15 protein-coding genes, 1 pseudogene and 1 other annotated feature are annotated in these 18408 nt (G+C 43.0%); of the genes and pseudogenes, 9 read left to right on the top strand and 7 right to left on the bottom strand.

Going from position 1 to position 18408, the window contains the following annotated elements; genetic code table 11:
* Window positions 1-271: 271 nt before the first annotated feature.
* The 3 genes from rluB to rnm form a co-directional block, all read right to left on the bottom strand.
* Complete coding sequence (gene rluB / locus GKR74_RS11970; RefSeq protein WP_154603741.1) at window positions 272-1189, bottom strand: 23S rRNA pseudouridine(2605) synthase RluB; 918 nt, start codon at window positions 1187-1189, stop codon at window positions 272-274.
* Window positions 1190-1385: 196 nt separating this feature from the next.
* Complete coding sequence (locus tag GKR74_RS11965) at window positions 1386-2006, bottom strand: L-threonylcarbamoyladenylate synthase (RefSeq protein WP_036956539.1); 621 nt, start codon at window positions 2004-2006, stop codon at window positions 1386-1388.
* Window positions 2007-2233: 227 nt separating this feature from the next.
* Window positions 2234-3106, bottom strand: a complete 873-nt coding sequence (gene rnm / locus GKR74_RS11960) for an RNase RNM (protein WP_154603740.1) — start codon at window positions 3104-3106, stop codon at window positions 2234-2236.
* Window positions 3107-3293: 187 nt separating this feature from the next.
* Window positions 3294-3395, top strand: a sequence feature (Trp leader region).
* A 26-nt stretch (window positions 3396-3421) separates the two neighbouring features.
* Here rnm and GKR74_RS11955 point away from each other — a divergent pair.
* The 5 genes and pseudogenes from GKR74_RS11955 to trpA all read left to right on the top strand — a co-directional run bounded on the left by GKR74_RS11955 (window position 3422) and on the right by trpA (window position 10055).
* Window positions 3422-4996 carry an anthranilate synthase component 1 gene (locus GKR74_RS11955; RefSeq protein WP_154603739.1) on the top strand — a complete coding sequence of 525 codons (1575 nt, stop codon included), beginning with the start codon at window positions 3422-3424 and terminating at the stop codon, window positions 4994-4996.
* A pseudogene (gene trpD, locus GKR74_RS17995) lies at window positions 4996-6626 on the top strand (bifunctional anthranilate synthase glutamate amidotransferase component TrpG/anthranilate phosphoribosyltransferase TrpD). The gene GKR74_RS11955 and the pseudogene trpD overlap by 1 nt, the downstream one beginning before the upstream one ends.
* A 1-nt stretch (window position 6627) precedes the next feature.
* A complete protein-coding gene (trpCF, locus tag GKR74_RS11940) occupies window positions 6628-8004 on the top strand; it encodes a bifunctional indole-3-glycerol-phosphate synthase TrpC/phosphoribosylanthranilate isomerase TrpF (protein ID WP_154603736.1) in 1377 nt (458 codons plus the stop codon).
* Between the two features lie 54 nt (window positions 8005-8058).
* On the top strand, window positions 8059-9249 hold the full coding sequence (trpB, locus tag GKR74_RS11935) for a tryptophan synthase subunit beta (RefSeq protein WP_154603735.1): 1191 nt from the start codon (window positions 8059-8061) through the stop codon (window positions 9247-9249).
* Complete coding sequence (gene trpA / locus GKR74_RS11930) at window positions 9249-10055, top strand: tryptophan synthase subunit alpha (RefSeq protein ID WP_154603734.1); 807 nt, start codon at window positions 9249-9251, stop codon at window positions 10053-10055. Before trpB ends, trpA begins: the two co-directional genes overlap by 1 nt.
* Window positions 10056-10452: 397 nt before the next feature.
* Here the strand turns inward: trpA and ompW are convergent, their stop codons facing one another.
* Window positions 10453-11100 carry an outer membrane protein OmpW gene (gene ompW, locus GKR74_RS11925; protein WP_036956531.1) on the bottom strand — a complete coding sequence of 216 codons (648 nt, stop codon included), beginning with the start codon at window positions 11098-11100 and terminating at the stop codon, window positions 10453-10455.
* 406 nt (window positions 11101-11506) lie between these two features.
* Here ompW and GKR74_RS11920 point away from each other — a divergent pair, with 406 nt between their 5' ends.
* The gene (locus tag GKR74_RS11920; protein ID WP_154603733.1) at window positions 11507-12262 is read left to right on the top strand and encodes a YciC family protein; all 756 of its coding nucleotides are present in this window, start codon (window positions 11507-11509) and stop codon (window positions 12260-12262) included.
* 91 nt (window positions 12263-12353) lie between these two features.
* Here GKR74_RS11920 and GKR74_RS11915 read toward each other — a convergent pair whose 3' ends face one another.
* Window positions 12354-14108 (bottom strand): SulP family inorganic anion transporter, encoded by a 1755-nt coding sequence (locus tag GKR74_RS11915; protein WP_154603732.1) that lies wholly within the window; start codon window positions 14106-14108, stop codon window positions 12354-12356.
* 266 nt (window positions 14109-14374) lie between these two features.
* Here GKR74_RS11915 and GKR74_RS11910 point away from each other — a divergent pair, with 266 nt between their 5' ends.
* Complete coding sequence (locus GKR74_RS11910) at window positions 14375-14935, top strand: septation protein A (protein WP_154603731.1); 561 nt, start codon at window positions 14375-14377, stop codon at window positions 14933-14935.
* 189 nt (window positions 14936-15124) lie between these two features.
* The gene (yciA, locus tag GKR74_RS11905; protein ID WP_006658727.1) at window positions 15125-15550 is read left to right on the top strand and encodes an acyl-CoA thioester hydrolase YciA; all 426 of its coding nucleotides are present in this window, start codon (window positions 15125-15127) and stop codon (window positions 15548-15550) included.
* 63 nt (window positions 15551-15613) lie between these two features.
* Here yciA and GKR74_RS11900 read toward each other — a convergent pair whose 3' ends face one another.
* Window positions 15614-16351 carry a TonB family protein gene (locus GKR74_RS11900; RefSeq protein WP_154603730.1) on the bottom strand — a complete coding sequence of 246 codons (738 nt, stop codon included), beginning with the start codon at window positions 16349-16351 and terminating at the stop codon, window positions 15614-15616.
* 124 nt (window positions 16352-16475) lie between these two features.
* Window positions 16476-16649: a YciY family protein gene (locus GKR74_RS11895; protein WP_132496008.1), complete on the bottom strand. Its 174-nt coding sequence runs from the start codon at window positions 16647-16649 to the stop codon at window positions 16476-16478.
* 281 nt (window positions 16650-16930) lie between these two features.
* Between GKR74_RS11895 and cls the strand changes: the two genes are divergently transcribed.
* Window positions 16931-18391, top strand: coding sequence for a cardiolipin synthase (gene cls, locus GKR74_RS11890; protein ID WP_036956524.1), 1461 nt, complete (start codon window positions 16931-16933; stop codon window positions 18389-18391).
* Window positions 18392-18408: the final 17 nt, after the last annotated feature.

The raw sequence follows: 18408 nt of genomic DNA, 5'->3' as shown, positions 1-18408 counted from the left end.
CGCTTTCTAGTCAAAAAAAGACAACTAATAAATAATAATTTAAGATTAGGATAGTTTATTTATATTATCGGAAATGATTGTTTGATTTTAAGTCAATTTTTCCATAACAAACCAATTGCTAGATAAATGAAAATTGAATGAATTAATAATTGAAGTGTTCAAAAAGAGTAGCAGATTATTTCGCTATTCTATTTAACTGAAACAAAAATAAAAAAGGCTATGGCAAATACCATAACCTTTATTTTAAAGCATTCGAATAACGTTAAAACGATTAGATTCGAGTGCGGCGCTTAGCCGTTGGGCGTGAAGTTTGGCGTTTCGCTGCTGGGCGAGATACCACTTGAGTGTGACGTTTCACCGCACGGCGAATTTGGTTAGCTTTGATGCGGCGCTGATCGCGCTCAACAGACACTTTACTTTCTGTTTCAACATCCAGTTCAACTAACTCTCTTAAATAGTTAGTTTGCTCTAAACCTAATTCAGTCCAACCACCACGTGGTAAACCTTTTGGTAAATCAATATCTCCGTAACGAACACGGATCAGGCGGCTCACTTGCACACCAACAGATTCCCATAGACGACGAACTTCACGGTTACGACCTTCAGTTAAGGTGACGTTATACCATTGGTTCATTCCTTCACCACCGCGATACGACACAGTTTTAAAGGATGCCGGACCATCTTCTAATTGCACGCCAGTGGTTAACTGACGAATTTTTGCATCCGTGATTTCACCAAATACACGTACTGCGTATTCGCGTTCCACTTCACGGCTTGGGTGCATTAAGCGGTTAGCTAATTCACCATCGGTTGTAAATAACAATAAACCACTGGTGTTCACATCTAGACGCCCTACAGCAATCCAACGAGCCCCAGTCAGTTTTGGTAAACGGTTAAATACCGTTGGGCGACCTTCAGGATCATGGCGCGTGCACAATTCCCCTTCCGGTTTGTAGTACGCCATCACGCGGCAAATTTCTTTTTCTGGCTCTTTTATCGCTAAGACTCGACCATCAAGACGAATTTTTGTGGAGGCTTTGACTTCAACACGGTCACCCAATGTTGCCATTTTGCCATCAACACTAATGCGGCCTTCTTTCAATAGACCTTCGATTTCTCGGCGGGAGCCATGCCCTGAACGGGCAAGAATTTTTTGTAACTTTTCAGTTTGTTGCGGTTTAGAACTCATGAGATCCTCAGCTGTCGCCTTCACAGGCGTCAAATAGCTTTTTGCACGATTAAAACACGTCTCACTCAATTAACAAGTCTTGCGTCATCGGCAAAAAGTGATGAATTTGAAAACCTGCGCATTATACACAGGTTTATTGTGATCCCCTATGACTAATCGTCTTTCCTGAAAGAATGCACCTTCAAGGCAGACTGGCTTATTCAAATGGGGTTGGGTCGCCAGTTCCGACACGGGCGACAACTGGTGTGTCGTCGGTAAAATCAATTACCGTGGTTGGTTTTTGCCCGATGTAACCACCGTGGATCACTAAATCCACTTGTTTATCCAGTAAGTCGCGGATCTCTTCTGGATCAGATTGGGTAAAATCATCTCCCGGTAAAATCAAGCTAGTGGACATTAATGGCTCACCCACCGCTTCTAACAGGTCGCGGGCAATAGGGTTTGATGGTACGCGTAACCCAATGGTTTTACGCTTTTCGTTCATCAAGCGACGAGGCACTTCTTTGGTGGCTTTTAAAATAAAGGTGTAATTACCCGGTGTATTGTTTTTGATTAAACGAAATACGGTGTTATCCACATGGGCATAATTAGAGATTTCGGATAGATCACGGCACATCAAGGTAAAGTTATGGTTCGCATCCAATTTCCGGATACGGCAAATACGTTCTAGGGCATTTTTATCTTCTAAACGACAACCAATGGCATAACCTGAATCTGTCGGGTAGACGACAACACCGCCTTTATTCAGGATCTCAACGCTTTGGCTTATCAGCCTTGCCTGAGGGTTGTCCGGATGGATATAAAAAAACTGGCTCATAGTGACCTCTATAGTTGAGTATCGACAGCATCATCCGGTGAACGACCTAAAAATGGCACTATCTATTCTTACAAAACAAAACGGTCACAATAATATCTTTATCAAATAATATTGTGACTCAACAAAATAATTTATATACAGACTATTTTACACCCAAACCGTGATCCATCAACGAATTAGGTAATATTCTTACAAACTAGGGGGTTTTAGCTGCCCGTCAATTCACTTTATCCCTCATTCACTTTATCCCAGAGGGTCCAAACGGCTTGGTCATCATCAGGGAGCCATAAATTCCGCCCTAACTCAATCCACGAACAAGGGCGATGGAAGTCTGATCCAACAGAGGTTTTCAAGTTTGCCTCTTGTGCCAACTCTCCTAAAAATCGCTTCTCATTCGCCGGCTGCTGGCAATGAGAAATTTCCATCGCATCCCCTTGGCAAGCTTTAAAGTGATCGATCAGGCGTCTTAACCATTTATTCGATAATTGATATTTTGATGGATGCGCCAGAACCGCGACACCGCCAGATTGATGAATGGCATCCACGGCTTCTTGAATGCTGCACCACTGCGCAGGCACATAGCCGGTTTTTCCTTTCGCCAGATAGCGCTTAAACACATTATTGATGGTTTTCTCTTTGCCAATTTTGACAATATACTGCGCAAAATGCGCACGTGTGACCTGTCCGCCACCTGAAATCGCTTGGGCATTTTCCCACGCATCCTCAATCCCCGCCTTTTGCAAGCGACGACCTATCTCAATCCCGCGTTCTAGACGGCGTTGTGATTGCTGCGTGAGTAACGTTTCCATTGCTGGATGACTCGGTGAAAAATTCAAACCAACAATATGAATTTCAATATTTTCCCACAAGGTGGATATTTCAACCCCGTTAACTAATGTTAATGGACGTGAATTATCAGCAAGATACGCTTTGGCAGCAATTAAGCCATCACAAGTATCATGATCCGTAATTGATAAAATATTCACACCCATTGCTATCGCACGTTCGACTAACTCAGCGGGAGGCAATTCTCCATCTGATGCATTCGTATGGCTATGTAAGTCATAGCGAGTCATTATTGGCGTCGAATCTTGCGACATAGTGTTACCTTCTCCCTTTCGACTTAACGAAAATTAAAAATAAATACAAACTGCTATTGACACAAATCACGCGATCTAGTTTACTAGTACGCAAGATTGCTTGTATTCAAAAGAATTAGTATTCAAAAGCATTTAAAACTTAATTTGTTTATCCAGTGAGGCATGTATGACTATTTTCAATTTATCAAATCGTTGGTGGCGCGACTTCCCAAATTGGGCGGAAGCCGCACGCGCATAAATTGTTAATGCCTCAGTGCCGAACCCGCCCTCAACCAGCGGGTTTTTTTACGTCTAAAATTAGCTTAAGGCAGCAAAATGAACAAACAAAACACCACATTAGCACATTTTAATCATCTGGATAGCCCAATTAACTATCAACCGGATCCAACGTTGTTATTTAATCACCTGTGCCAGAATAAAGCCGCTACCATGCTGTTAGAGTCGGCTGAAGTCAACAACAAAGCCAATCTACAAAGCCTGTTAATCATCGATAGCGCATTACGCATCCGTGCATTTGGTCAACGGGTTGAAATTGAAGCCTTAACTGAAAATGGCCAGGCCCTATTACCTTTAATTAATGCACAATTAGCCGAGAAAGCGATTTCTCGCGATTTAACCACAAACCATCTGACCGTCATCTTTGCTCAACCAGAAAGCCAATTAGATGAAGATAGCCGCTTAAAAAGCGCATCATGTTTGGATGTATTACGCGCATTGCCTGCACTGGCGCAAGCCCACTTCCCGAAACCAGAAATCCTGTTTATGGGCGGATTATTTGCCTATGACTTAGTGGCAAATTTTGAAGCATTACCAGAAGTCGCAGCCACAAACCAATGCCCAGATTTCTGCTTTTTTGTCGCTGAACACTATTTAGTGATCGACCATCAGAACCAAGCTGCGCGCTTAAAAAGCCTGTTATTTACCGCAGACACCCACATCGTCGAACAAGTAAAACAACGCCACAGCGACATTATCGTTGCGTGCCGCCCTTACTTACCCGCATTACCTCTGGGTGAACAAGACAACTTCAGCGTCACTACCAATAAAAACGATGAAGAATATGGGCGTGTAGTTAATACATTAAAAGAAGCCATCTACCGCGGTGATATTTTCCAAGTCGTCCCATCACGCAAATTCAGTATGCCATGTGCACAACCGTTGATTGCCTATCAAAAACTTAAGGCGCAAAACCCAAGCCCGTACATGTTCTATATGCAAGACAACGATTTCACCCTGTTCGGTGCTTCACCTGAGAGCGCGCTGAAATACAGCAAACAAACTCGCGTGGTGGAAATCTACCCAATTGCAGGTACCCGCCCTCGTGGACGCAATGCGCAAGGAAATATCGACTTAGATTTAGACAGCCGTATTGAATTAGCCATGCGTACCGATGAAAAAGAGCTGGCCGAACACATTATGTTAGTGGACTTAGCCCGTAATGATTTAGCACGAATTTGCGAAGCAGGTAGCCGCTATGTTGCCAACCTGACCAAAGTTGACCGCTACTCTTTTGTCATGCACTTAGTTTCCCACGTTGTTGGCACTTTACGCAGCGATTTAGATGTTTTCCATGCTTATCAAGCCTGTATGAATATGGGGACATTAACCGGCGCGCCGAAAGTTAAAGCGATGCAACTGATCGCAGAATGTGAAAAAGAGCGCAGAGGCTCCTATGGCGGCGCAGTGGGTTACTTTAATGGTAAAGGCGACTTTGATACTTGCATCGTTATTCGTTCCGCGTATGTCGAAAACGGCATTGCCACCGTTCAAGCTGGCGGAGGCGTTGTCCTCGACTCGTCTCCACAAGGTGAAGCCGACGAAACTCGTAATAAAGCCCGTGCGGTGATCCGCGCCATTGCCCAAGCCCACCAAGTTGAGGAGTTATTTTAATGGCTAATATCTTACTACTCGATAATGTCGACTCCTTCACCTACAACTTGGTCGACCAATTACGCGCTGGTGGTCATCACGTGGTGATCTACCGCAACACCGTTAATGCGGCACATGTTTTATCTGTATTGAATCAGCTCGATGATGCGATTTTAGTCCTTTCACCGGGCCCTGGAAAACCCAGTGACGCGGGCTGTATGCCGGAAGTACTTAAATCAGTAATAGGCACCATTCCTGTCATTGGCATCTGCTTAGGGCATCAAGCCATTGTTGAAGCTTATGGCGGAACAGTCTCCCCTGCGGGTGAAATTTTACACGGCAAAGCATCAATGGCGACCCACGATGAACAAGCCATGTTTACCGGCTTAGAAAACCCTATTTCAGTGGCTCGCTATCACTCTTTAGTGGGTAGCCAAATCCCTGAATCATTAACTATTTGCGCACAATCCAATGGCATGGTCATGGCGGTGCGCAATGATGAACAGCGAGTGTGTGGATTCCAGTTTCACCCCGAATCCATCTTAACCACCCAAGGAAAATTGTTGTTAGAAAATACGGTGGCATGGGCGCTTTCTTCCCCCAACAAAACAACATCACATTCGCACTAATGGGACACAGAGAGCCAATCATGCAAAACATTTACGATAAATTATTTAAGGCGCAAGCGTTAACTCAACAAGAGAGCCAATATTTATTTAACGCGATTATTCAAGGTGAACTCACTGAACCCCAACTTGCTGCCGTCTTGATCAGCATGAAAATGCGTGGCGAACAACCACAAGAAATTGCCGGTGCTGCATTGGCATGCTTAGAAAACGCCCAACCTTTCCCACGCCCTGACTATCAATTCAGTGATATTGTCGGCACAGGGGGAGACGGCGCCAACAGTATTAATATTTCCACCGCCAGCGCATTTGTGGCGGCAGAATGTGGGATCAAAGTCGCGAAACACGGCAACCGCAGCGTTTCCAGTCGTTCAGGTTCATCGGATCTACTCGCCGCCTTTGGCATTGCTTTAGATTTAAGCGCTCAAAGTGCCCGTGATGCGTTAGACGAATTAGGCTTATGTTTCTTATTTGCGCCGCAATATCACAGTGGATTCCGCCATGCCGCGCCGGTACGTAGCCAATTAAAAACCCGTACTTTATTTAATGTTCTGGGCCCATTAATTAACCCAGCTCGCCCACCGTTAGCTTTAGTGGGCGTCTATCAAGATTCATTGGTTGAACCGGTAGCAAAAACCATGCAAATGCTTGGGTTTACCCGCGCTGCTGTGGTACATAGTGGAGGGATGGATGAAGTTTCACTTCATGCACCAACCCATGTCGCCGAGTTAAAAAATGGTGAGGTTCAGCAATATACTCTGACAGCTGAAGATTTTGGCTTAGCGCCTTATCAGCTGAAAGATTTGGAAGGCGGTACCCCAGATGAAAACCGTTTTCTACTGACACAATTATTACAAGGTCATGGTCAAGCTGCTCATGAAGCTGCTGTCGCCGCAAATGTCGCCATGTTATTACGTATTAATGGCTACGAAGATTTAAAAGAAAACAGCGAACACGCACTCAATATTATTCGTAGCGGTAAAGCATTTGACCGCGTTCTGGCACTAGCTGCAAGGGAGCACTAAGATGAAAGGCACTGTATTACAAAAGATTGTGGATGATAAATTTGCCTATTTAATAGAGCGCAAACAGCGTCAACCGCTGGCAAGTTTTCAATCTGAAGTGCAACCTGCTCAACGAAATTTCTACTCAGCCTTACAAGCAAAGCGCCCTGTATTTATTTTAGAGTGCAAAAAAGCGTCTCCATCCAAGGGGCTTATCCGTGAAGATTTCGATCCTGCAGTGATTGCGGGCATGTATGCCCCTTATGCTTCTGCAATTTCAGTTTTGACTGACGAAAAATATTTTCAAGGCAAAATGGATTATTTGACCATCGTCAGCAATACCGTGAAACAACCCGTTCTGTGCAAAGATTTCATCGTTGACCCTTATCAGATATACCTTGCTCGCTATTACCAAGCGGATGCCATTTTATTAATGCTGTCCGTATTAAATGATGAACAATACCTTGCCCTTGCCGATGTTGCACACCAACTGAATATGGGCGTACTCACCGAAGTGAGCAACGACGAAGAGCTGGAACGTGCGATAACATTGAAAGCCAAGGTGGTTGGGATCAACAACCGCGATCTGCGCGATATGTCTATCGATTTAAATCGTACACGTCATCTCGCTCCGCGTTTACCGGCTGGAACCGTGGTGATCAGCGAGTCAGGTATTCTTCAACATCAACATATTCAAAGCCTTGCAGATGTCGCGAACGGCTTCTTAATTGGTAGTGCCCTGATGGAGCAAGCGGACTTACCTCAAGCACTGCGTAACCTGCTGATTGGTGAGCATAAAGTGTGTGGATTAACCCGTGAACAAGATGCTAAAGCCGCATTTGCTGCAGGCGCTAACTTTGGTGGACTGATTTTTGCTGAAAAATCCCCCCGTAAAGTGACACTGTCACAGGCAAGGCAAATTATTCATGCTGCACCACTTAAATTTGTGGGCGTTTTCCGTAATCAATCCGCAGATTTTGTGGCGCATATTGCCCAACAATTGGCGTTGCATGCGGTTCAGCTACACGGTGATGAAGATAATACCTACATGGCACAATTACGTGAAATGTTGCCAACTCACTGCCATATTTGGAAAGCGCTGAATATGGCTGATAGCCAAATCGTCGATTATGACCCTGCGTTAATTGATTTACTGCTATTAGATAACGGCGCGGGTGGTACAGGAAAAACCTTTGATTGGTCATCAATACCAACAAATAGTGGCCACAAACTGATGGTGGCTGGCGGACTTAGCCCTGAAAACTGCCAACAAGCCGCCCAACTCGTCTGCAATGGGCTTGATTTTAACTCTGGCATTGAAGTCGAACCGGGTATTAAATCCGAACAAAAATTAAACCAAGTCTTTGATGCATTGAAATCAGCCCGTATGGCGATTTAGCACAAAGCCATATCAATCATACTGAACATATAAACTTAAAATGGATAATAAATAATGAGCAAATTAGACCCCTATTTCGGTGAGTTTGGTGGGCAATATGTCCCAGAAATTTTGATCCCAGCATTGAACCAGCTAGAAGATGCCTTTATTGACGCACAAAATGACCCTGCGTTCCTAACCGAATTCCATGACCTACTTAAAAACTATGCGGGTCGTCCAACTGCATTAACTCTGTGCCGCAACCTGACAGCAGGAACCAAAACTAAACTTTATTTAAAGCGCGAAGATTTACTTCACGGTGGCGCGCACAAAACCAACCAGGTGTTGGGTCAAGCATTACTCGCCAAACGTATGGGTAAAAATGAAATTATCGCTGAAACGGGCGCGGGTCAGCACGGTGTTGCTACCGCCCTTGCTTGCGCCTTATTAAATATGAAGTGCCGTATCTACATGGGTGCAAAGGACGTTGAACGCCAATCTCCGAACGTGTTTCGCATGAAGCTCATGGGCGCCGAAGTGATCCCTGTACATAGCGGCTCTGCAACCCTAAAAGATGCTTGTAATGAAGCGCTAAGAGACTGGTCTGGCAGTTATGAAACCGCACACTATTTATTAGGCACGGCGGCGGGTCCTCACCCATATCCGACCATTGTGCGTGAATTTCAGCGCATGATCGGTGATGAAGCCAAACAGCAAATTTTAGATAAAGAAGGTCGCCTACCGGATGCGGTGATCGCCTGTATCGGCGGCGGTTCCAATGCTATCGGTATGTTCGCGTCATTTATTCCTGAAGAAAGCGTCGGATTAATTGGTGTTGAGCCTGCCGGTCACGGTATTGAATCAGGGCAACACGGAGCACCGTTAAAACATGGCCGTGTTGGAATTTATTTCGGCATGAAATCCCCAATGATGCAAACCTCTGAAGGGCAGATTGAAGAATCTTACTCCATCTCAGCAGGGTTAGATTTCCCATCAGTGGGGCCTCAACATGCACACTTAAACAGTATTGGTCGTGCGGAATATGTTTCGATTACCGATGATGAAGCGCTAAACGCCTTTAAATTACTGTCACGCAAAGAAGGGATTATTCCTGCATTAGAGTCATCTCATGCACTGGCTTACGCCCTCAAAATGGCAGAACAAAATCCAAACAAAGAGCAGTTGTTAATTGTCAATTTATCCGGTCGTGGTGATAAAGACATTTTTACGGTACATGATATTTTGACCAGCAAAGGGGAAATCTAATGACGCGTTATACTCAACTTTTTCAGCGTTTAAACCAACAAAATCAAGGCGCTTTTGTTCCCTTTGTCACGTTAGGCGACCCTGATGCTGAGCTTTCTTTAAAAATTGTCGATGCGTTAATTGCCGGTGGTGCAGATGCCTTAGAGATAGGCATCCCCTTCTCTGACCCTTTAGCGGATGGCCCGACAATTCAAAATGCCAATTTACGTGCCTTTAAAAGCGATATCACACCGACGTTATGCTTTGAATTATTAGCGCGTATTCGAGCCAAACACCCTGATATGCCGATAGGCTTATTGGTGTATGCTAACTTAGTTTTCACCAATGGGATCGACCATTTTTATCAGCGTTGCCAACAGGCTGGCGTAGATTCCGTTTTAGTTGCCGATGTACCAATGCGTGAATCAAAGCCATTTCGTGAATCAGCCATCGCCCACGGCATCGCCCCTATCTTTATTTGTCCACCAAATGGGGATGACGCACTGCTAAAAGAGATTGGAGAACATAGCCAAGGTTATACGTATTTACTCTCTCGAGCTGGTGTCACTGGCACAGAGCAGCGAGCGCAAATGCCATTAACCCATTTAGTGAGCAAATTAACCCAATATGGCGCAGCGCCAGCGCTTCAAGGATTTGGTATTTCAGAGCCAGCTCAAGTGACTGAAGCCATTCGTAATGGCGCTGCGGGGGCAATATCGGGGTCTGCTGTGGTAAAAATCATTGAAAATAACCTACAGCAACCACAAGAGATGCTCAGTAAATTAACGGAGTTTGTGGCAAATATGAAAGCCGCCACGCAGAAATAGTCGCCTTAATTTATTTTCTTCATTGTGTCAGAAAGCCATCCATATTTTGATGGCTTTTTTATTTCAAATAGCCGTTAATGTATTCAATTGCTTTTGTCAAATTTCTACTTCGAGGATAATATTTAAAATATATTAGGTAAAGTCACTCAGTCTAATTTAGTTTAAATATCTATCTTGGTATTTAATTATAGAATTAAATTTCCACTCTGATTATTGGTCTTTCTTAAAATTGTGAACTCAATGTTAAATAAAATATACATAATTTAACATTGAGTTCTCTACTCATTATATTCTTTATTCTCTAAAAACGAAAAATCCGGGAATATATTCCCGGATTTCTTTACTGCTTTCTAATCCATTAGCGAGCAAGAATAAACTTGCTTAAGTCCTTAAAAAATTAGAAGCGGTAACCCACGCCAAACATAAATACAAATGGGTCTAAACGAGTATCAACTTTAACGCGGTCTTCACCTGCTTTGAATTTAACGTCAGTGTCAATATTCATCCACCAAACAGAGGCGTTTAACATCCAGTTTTCATCAAGCATGTAGTCCATACCTGCTTGCGCTGCAAAGCCCCAAGAGCTTGACAGGTCTAGGTCAGACAGACCAGCTTCTTTACCAGTGCTATTAAATTTCTCATCAAAGAAGAAGGTATAGTTCAGACCTGCACCTAAATAAGGACGCAGTTTATCTTCTTTACCGCCGAAGTAATATTGAGCCATCAGAGTTGGTGGTAAGTGTTTAACTGTTGCAATATTACCTGTTGGACCAGTACCAACTTTATGCTCAAACGGAGTCGCTGCTAATAATTCCACACCAATATTATCGGTGATCATATAACCGAAAGTTAAACCTAATTGGGTATTATTATTTGCATCAAAATGACCTAAATTTGCATTGCCTAATTTAACGTCATCGCCACCAACATTTGGTCTTACCGTAGCCGTACCTGCACGGAATAAAAAGTCGCCAGCTTCATGAGCAAATGAAGCCGCTGGAGCTAAAGTTGCAGCAGCCAATACAAGCGCAGTGAGTTTTTTCATTGTCAATCCCATTCCTATGTTTATTATTTAGCAAAATATAGCCTATTCTTAAATTTAATATTCAAATCAAGATCACATCTTTTGCTAATTTATATATTTCGTAATAAAGCTGAGTTTATTATTCCATTACTGGTTTTTTCTATTTTGATTTGAATCAATTTTCATGAAATAACTATTAAAATAAGAAATGATTTTATATTAATGGCTAATTAAACTGCGATTTAAATATATATTTAAAATACACCTTTAGGATTATTCTTTATTAATAGAGATGCACTCATTTATTGAGTAGCGCACCTATTTAGGCTAACTCCCAGACTTTTCTTATCTTTCTCTACCTATACGTCCGATACTCAGTTACAATCATCGTCAAATTTTTATTCCGTTTGTAGATAGGAGCAGTTACATGTCCATTTCGGCCAACTCACTCTTTCGTGACAGCATCAACTTTTTTAAAAACCAGTTGAATGGCCTCTTCACCATTGTGTTAATCGCCACCGCAATCAGCGTGATTGTCTACGCAATGTTAATTCCTAATGAACGGATGATTGGCGTGTTACTTGAAGCGCAGAACCAGCTACTTGAAGCGGGTAATGCTGGGTTACAAAATTGGGTACTGAACTTACCTGAAGACGAGAAAAACAGCATTCTGCGTGTGTCTATGGGCTTGATTTTATCCGTAGCATTGGGAAGTTTGGTACTGATGTGCGGCGTGCTTTCTTATATCGCCAATTTATCTCGCGGTGAAGCCGTGAACGGGACTCAAGCATTGGTTTCATCATTACCTAAAGCCCCTGCGATGTTCCTGCTGCTGATTATCTGTTCCTTATTAATTCAGCTGGGTATCACCTTGATGGTACTTCCTGGTCTGATTTTGGCGATTGGCTTTTCTCTAGCTCCTGCCATTTTAATGAATGAAAAAGTGAATCCATTTAATGCCATGGGCAGAAGCTGGAAGCTGGCGTTTGCCAATTGGCGTATCGCTGCCCCAATGATTTTAATTTGGATGGCAACGCAAATGTTAGTGAGTATGCTGTTAAGCAGCCTGCAACTGAATCATATTGTGGTCAATGGTATTTCATTCCTGATCAACAACATGATTGCCGCTTTTGCCTTAATTTACTTTTTCCGTTTATATATGCTGAGTAGCAAAAACGCATAACGCATTACGCATAAATAGAAACAGATTTAATGATCTAAAAAGGGCATCTCTTCAAAGTGACGCCCTTTTGTTTTTCATTCTATCGAAACCATTACTCTGACAATTTATTATCAACGATTCCTTCCTCACTCTCCTTGCGTTCTTCAACACTTTTTTGCTGAATATGCTGTTTACTCTGGATCAAGCGGATAGCGAAATAGATATCTGGCACTACCAGTAAATCATCATCAGAACGACTAATTTTATTTTGTGATAACCAACGGTTTAGGGATGTTCTTCGCCCAGCCAACACCAGCGTTACCCCTTTCGCTTTTAATGACGTCACGAGCTCATTAAGTGCAGAGAAAACGCTCACGTCGTTATGGGTGAAGCTAACGGCAGCGTCCACAATGACCCACGCCGGACGTTTACGCTGGCTATCGATATGCTTATTTAAACGATCTTTAAAATAGTTAACATTGAAATAGGTCAACGGTGAGTTAAAGCGATAAATCAGCACCCCTTCAACCGCCTGAATATCATTATCAGGGTTCATAGAGTGCAACATGCCCTGTTCATCGACCCCTAATAATTGATCTGTTGGGCGGAATATCACCCGCAAAAATTGCAGCAAACCTAACAACACGGCAAAACCCACGCCGCTGATCAAGCCGACCACTAGCACTGCGCATAAAGTAAAAACGCATAAGAAAAAGGCTTGTCGGTTACGTTTACGCATAGAATAAATGCTGCGAAAGCTAATCAGTGAAAACGTGGATACTACCAGCACCATCCCTAATGCAGGCATCGGAATATAACCCAACAAATCCATCGAAAACAGCAACACCACCAAAATAGTAAGCGCGGCAATGACCGATACCATCTGCGTTTTACCGCCCATCATATCGTTTACAGCAGTTCGGCTACTGGCCGCACTCACCGCAAATCCTTGAGATAATGCAGACGCGATATTCGCCATGCCTAAGGCGCGCAACTCTTGGTCTGCATCCACGGTATAACCATTTTTGCTGGCAAAGCTTCGCGCCGTCATCATAAAGCTCACAAAGCTGATGACTGCCAAGTTTAAGGATGGCGTCACCAAGTCCCGCAATAAGCCGGGATTAAAATCCGGTGCCGCTATAGAGGGTAATCCATTACCCAGATTACCGACGGTACTAATGCCATATTGCTCAAGATTGAAAACAATGCTGGCGCTGGTTGCCAAGACCATCGCAATTAACAATGAAGGCCATTTACTGCGTACCCGTTTGATGACCATCGTCACCGTTAGCGTTAATACCGCCACCGTTAATGTCGGAATATGGGTTTCCGATAGCGCGAGCGGTAGCGCTACTAAACGCTCGATAAACCCAGAAGGCAGGGAATCAATACCAAAAATTTTGCCTAACTGGCTGACAATAATGGTCAGTGCGACCCCATTTAATAACCCTTGTAAAATCGGTCCGGATAAGAAATCGGCAAACATCCCCAGACGAAAACGTGCCGCAATCAGGCACCATATTCCCGTCATTAAGCTCATCACAATAATTAATTGCCAACGGGTGTTTTCATCCCCCATCGCCAAGGGCGCAACGGCAGCGGCGATCACCGCACAGGTTGCCGCATCCGGCCCAATGATTAATTGTTTAGAGGTTCCAAACAATGCATACATCAACATCGGTAAAATACAGGCATATAGCCCGACAATGGCATTGATCCCCATGAGTTCAGCATAAGCAATTGCCACAGGCAGCGCCACGGCGGCGACCGACAGCCCCGCTTTCACATCCGGTCCCAAGTTCGCCAACTGATATTGGCTAAAGGTTTGTAAACCGGGCATCAGATTAAATAATCGCGCCTTTATCATGGAAAAATCTCTAAAAATTAATCAGTTAATTTCTTGTGTAGACTATTTATATCCGAACTATTAAAGTTTATCTAGGACTAAGTCAAATAAGGGTAAAATAGTGCAAATTTGATTGGTTTACAGGCTTAATTCTTGGTAAAAGAGAGCAAACTTTTAACAATCTGCGCAAAATCAGTTAAACTACGCCACTACGTTTAAGTTGACTCTGTTTGAATTGACTCTATTTAAGCTGATTATGTTCACGTTAAGGATCTGAATCCACCGTTATGAAACAACTTATTGATTTTATTCCTTTGGTTATCTTTTTTCTCTTTTATAAGCAATACGATATTTATGTTGCTAGCCAATCATTACTGATAACCACCCCGATTTCCTTATTGGTCACTTACTTTATTTATAAAAAAGTGGAAAGAGTGGCAAAAATCACCTGTGCGATTGTGATGGTATTTGCAGGGTTAACGGTGTTATTTCATAGCGCTGACTTTATCAAATGGAAAGTCACCATTATTTATGCTCTTTTTGGTATTGCTCTGTTTGCGAGCCAATGGTTTACAGAAAAACCACTCATTCAAAGAATGCTGGGTAGCAACCAAGAAATTAAATTAGCAGACAGCTATTGGTTAAAATTAAATACCGCTTGGGGTATTTTCTTTATTGCTTGCGCTGTTATTAATATTTACGTGGCTTATTGGATGGCTGAGAGTGTCTGGGTCAATTTTAAAGTGTTTGGACTGACGGCTGGCACCTTAATTTTCACAATCCTTAGCGTGGTATATATTTTCAAACACATGACTAAAGAGCCTCAGGCAGAAAAGCCAGAAGAGTAATTTATTTCTTCGAATTATTATGATGATAAATAAGCTGCGCACTTTCGCAGCTTTTTTATGCCTATCACAGTGATTTGTTACAATTATCTGTGACTGGATGTACTCTAGCGGTTTACTATACTTATGTTTGTTTGCTATAAATGAGCAACAAAATCATAGTGTTTAATTCCTTTTAATAAAGAGTTTGATATGCAATTACCTAACGGTGAACTCGTTTTACGTACTTTGGCAATGCCTTCAGATACCAATGCGAATGGCGATATTTTTGGTGGCTGGCTAATGTCTCAAATGGATATTGGCGGCGCGATTTTAGCAAAAGAAATTGCTCTGGGTCGCGTAGTAACAGTGGCAGTCAATGGCATTAAATTTCAAAAACCAGTTGCTGTTGGTGATGTTGTTTGTTGTTATGCTCGCTGCTTAAAAACAGGGAAAAGTTCCGTCACTATCAATATTGAAGTGTGGGTGAAAAAAGTGGCAACCCACCCTGTAGGTCAGCGTTATCAAGCTACTGACGCAGTATTTACTTATGTGGCGGTCAATGATGACAATACGCCTCGTGCATTACCTGAAGATAAACAACATTTCGAATTAGAAAGTTCACAGCCTCAAGCTTAATTATTCAGATACAGTAAGGGCGCTTCATAAGCGCCCTTTTTTGATCCCGATATTTCCTAGCATTTAAGCTTGGCTTACTGTGCCATCCACTTTGAAGTAAATTTCAGTGGTATAGCCTTTCGCTGGCAGCTTTTCATATTTCCAACGGTTCATTGCACGCTTCACGTCTCGCTCAAACATCCCTTTCGGTGACGCTTCGACAAACTCAATATTCTGCACTCGCCCATCTTCATCGATGTCATAGCGTACTTTCACATAACCATTTTTTCCTAGACGACGAGCGCGGTCTGGGTATTCAGGCGCTTGTTTACTTAATGCTTTTGGACCACGTTGCCCCGTAGATTGGTTAGATGCTGTTGCATTATTTTTGACGTTAGTATCAGTTCCGCGCGTGTTGGTGACTTCTTTTGGCGTAGTATCTGTATTTGTGGATGGTGTTTTGTTCATCGCCAGTTGTTTCTCAACGGGTTTAACTGGCTCTTGAACTTTTTTCGGTTCTTTTTTAGGTTCTTTCTTCGGTTCAGGTTTCTTTTTTACTTCTGGTTTTTTCTGCGGTAAGACTATCGCCGGTTCAACAATAGGCTCGGGTTCAATGATAGGTTCAGGTTCAACGACCGGCTCTGGCTCTGCCTGTGTTTCGGCTGGTGTAGTGGCGGCTGGTTCAGCAAAGGAAAGCATTGCTATCGAGATTGGCTCCTCAGGTTGAGGAAATTTCGGTTGATTAAAAATCCACGCCATAGCCAAGCCCGCATGAATTGATAATGAAACAGCAATGATCACTAACAGTCTGATACCACGCATATGCAATTTTTACCCTACACCGTTTACTTATTGAATATGGCTAATAGTTTAAATGCAAATAGCAATCATATTCAATAAGGTTTAGCGAACAAAGTTAAAAATGTGAGTATAAACGTGAATACCCTTACTCAATCCACTGTGTAAATAACAGGGAATGACGACGTTTATAGATGTCCATTTTGCGGAGCGAATAAATGTGCATATTGCGGCGAGAGTGTCTTTCTAACCAACGGCGACGGCGGCGAACGACTTGTCTTAGCATTCTCCAGCGACCCACTTCTTGCCTACTGCGTCTCATCTTTTTAATCCTTATCAGGTGTGTGTTCGTAACAGCGAAATATTATATGCCTTTACTCACGAGAACCAAGAGGAAGTTATCAAGGAAAAAACAAAATCATCACGCAAAAAATGGAGTTGAACCAATTAATTTATCATTAATTGCACTTTTATCTATTTAACTCAGTTTTTATTCAGAACTTTTACTAAATTCTGGTATGTTTATTCTTAGTCTATATTTAATAAGACATATTTTCTTTTTTCGACTCTTTTTCTCTCTGTCAGTGAGGCTTGTTATCCATTATGGCAACCGTCTACACCTTAATGAGTTGGTTACTATTTTTTCTGTATTGGTTAATTGTGGCTGGGGTTACTGTTCGTATCCTCGTCACACGTCGCCCCGTCACCTCAGCGATGACATGGTTGCTGATCATTTATATCCTGCCACTGGTGGGGATCATCGCGTATGCTGCATTTGGTGAACTTCATTTAGGTCGACGTCGTATCGATAAAGCCCATCAAATGTGGCCATCAGTTGCTACTTGGCTGGAAAATCTACGCCTCTCCAAACACATTTTTGCTAATGATAACAGCCCCGTTGCGGAGCCATTATTCCAACTGTGTGAGAAACGCCAAGGTATTGCAGGCGTCAAAGGCAACCGCATTCAATTACTGACCACCAGCGAAGACTCACTAAAAGCCATTGCCAATGATATTAATAATGCTAAGAACTCTATCGAAATGGTGTTCTATATTTGGCAACCAGGTGGGCTAGTCGATGAAGTCACTGAAGCCCTTCTCAATGCGGCAAAACGTGGTGTTAAATGCCGTATTATGGTGGACTCCGCAGGAAGCTGGCATTTTTTCCGCAGTGATTATCCCGATAAAATGCGTGCCGCAGGGATTGAGTTTGTCGAATCTCTAAAAGTCAACCTTATGCGTTTTTTCCTGCGCCGTATGGATTTACGCCAGCATCGTAAAATCGTTGTCATTGATAACTATATCTCCTACACCGGCAGTATGAACATGGTGGATCCGCGCTACTTTAAACAAGATGCGGGTGTCGGTGAATGGGTAGATATTTTAGTTCGTATGGAAGGCCCAGTGAGCACCACATTAGGGATTGTCTACGCCTTTGACTGGGAAATGGAAACAGGACAACGCATTTTACCGCCGCCACCAGATAGCAATATCATGCCGTTCGAGCAAGATAACGGACATACTACCCAAATGATTGCTTCAGGCCCGGGTTTCCCTGAAGAACTTATCCAGCAATCATTAATGACGGCTATGTTCTCCGCTCGTAAGCAGCTGATCATGACCACCCCATACTTTGTACCAAGTGATGATTTGCTGCATGCAATCTGTACCGCAGCGATGCGCGGCGTTGATGTCAGTATCATCATGCCTCGCCATAATGACTCTTTCTTAGTTCGTTGGGCAAGCCGCTCTTTCTATACAGAATTATTGGAAGCTGGCGTGAAAATTTACCAGTTTGAAGATGGGTTGCTGCATACTAAGAGTGTCTGTGTTGATGGGGAATTAAGCTTAGTCGGTTCAGTAAACTTAGATATGCGCAGTTTATGGCTGAACTTTGAAATTACAGTCGTGATTGACGATAAAAGTTTTGGTAGCGATCTGACGCTGGTTCAGTATGATTATATGGCTCGCTCCACACGCTTAGATATTGAAGAATGGGAACAACGCCCGTTCTGGAACCGTGTGATTGAGCGCCTGTGCTACTTCTTTAGCCCATTATTGTAATTATAATAACTATCATC

Origin of the sequence: Providencia sp. wls1914 (assembly GCF_009706645.1) — a bacterium.
Lineage (GTDB): Bacteria > Pseudomonadota > Gammaproteobacteria > Enterobacterales > Enterobacteriaceae > Providencia > Providencia zhijiangensis.
The sequence above is the reverse complement of the archived record's forward strand: the minus strand, read 5'-3'. Positions and strand labels throughout refer to the sequence as shown.